The organism is Actinoplanes sp. NPDC026623, from assembly GCF_040638275.1.
GTDB lineage: Bacteria > Actinomycetota > Actinomycetes > Mycobacteriales > Micromonosporaceae > Actinoplanes.
In genome coordinates this window covers 1-1517 of record NZ_JBEZXZ010000434.1, presented here as the reverse complement: position 1 = coordinate 1517, position 1517 = coordinate 1, and the positions used below count along the sequence as shown (strand labels likewise).

Below are 1517 nucleotides of genomic sequence, written 5' to 3'. Positions count from 1 at the left end.
AGCTTTCTGTTTAACGTTGATTTCGCCGTTTCGGGGTCTTGACCTGGGATTTCCTGATGGCGGGGTAGCGGGGTGCGGGCGTGGATCGGGAGCCTTTCGGGCGTCCGGGGCCGGGTCGGGTGTGTTTCGGCCAGTTGGCCGGGGTGCCGATCTGAGGTAGTAGATGCCCGAAACCCTGACGGACCCGGCCCGGGGTCATCGCGGATACGGGTTGAGGTCGTTGCCAGGGCAGCCGGTGATCGGCGACCATGGGCCGGGCGAGGCGTAACTGGGTCAACGCGGCCAGGATGAGCCAGGTCCACCGGTCGGCCTGCTCCGGGGTTCGCAGCTTCGGGGTGGTCCAGCCCAGAGCCTGTTTCGCGAAGCGGAAGGTGTGCTCGATGTCGAACCGGCGGATATAGGCCCGCCAGACCCGATTCAAATCCAGATCAGACTCGTCGTCGCCGTGCCACCACAGCCATAACGTCTTCGGTTCACGTTCGCGGCGCCCGGGCAGCCGGGAGACCCGCAGCCGGATCAGCGTGCCCTCGACGATGCGCATCTTCGTGCCAGCCTCCTGATAGGTGCGTTGCCGCGGGTGCAGCCGATGCCACGCACTCACCTCGACCCGGCCGTAGACCTCGTCGTCAGCATCGAGACTCACCTGCGGCGCCGGCCACGTGTCCCGGTCCGCGCAGGCGAACCGGGCACCGTGGCGGCGCCCCGCACCCCGTTGCCCCGGCTGCCGCGCAGCCGGCCGGCCGAAGAACACACGGTCGTTACGCACCCGCACCACGATCTGCACTCCAGCCCCGGCCAACTCGACCGACAACTGGACCGGGTCGTAACCACCGTCGAACGCGAACAACCCGGCCACACTCAGCAGTCCGAGACGTGGCTGCAAGGCCCGGATCTGTTCAACGGCAACCAGATTCGGGTTCTCACCCACGATCACCCGGCGGGCGTCCAACGGCGCCGTCCACGAGTCCGCGCCGCCGGACAGCGCGACCAGCCAGGAGTAACACCAGCCCGCGACAATCGGCTGCCCGGCCGACGACCGCGACGGATGATAGTAGAACCCACGCCCCGGTGAGCACTCCGCGTCACATCGCGCCCAGACCGACGCGTCGACCGCGAAATCCGGCAGCCAACCCGCCGGCCGGGCCACCGCCAGCACATCTCTGAGCATGCCCGCGTCGACACCGCCCACGGACAGAGCGGCATAACCGGCGCCGTGACCACGCCGAGCACCCACCGCCAGACTCACATGCGCGACCCCACCCACCGTGACCGGCGTGCAGATCCCATCGAGCAAGTCGAACAACGCGTCCGCCCGACCGGTAAAACAGTCATAGACCTCGCCCCGGAACCGGTGAAGTTCACCCTGTTCACCATCCACAGGCTGCGGGAAACTACAGAAAGCGGCCACCTCGTCCTCCCCAGGAAGATTCGCGTCTCCTCAGAGTGACCAGGTGGCCGCGTCCTGCCAGTCCCTCGACAGAGCGACTAATCCCAGCTCAGACGTTAAACGGAAAGCT

1 protein-coding gene is annotated in these 1517 nt (G+C 67.0%); it reads right to left on the bottom strand.

Annotated features, from left to right (window positions below; all coding sequences use genetic code 11):
- Window positions 1-10: 10 nt before the first annotated feature.
- Window positions 11-1408: an NF041680 family putative transposase gene (locus tag AB0F10_RS45570; RefSeq protein WP_360640854.1), complete on the bottom strand. Its 1398-nt coding sequence runs from the start codon at window positions 1406-1408 to the stop codon at window positions 11-13.
- Window positions 1409-1517: the final 109 nt, after the last annotated feature.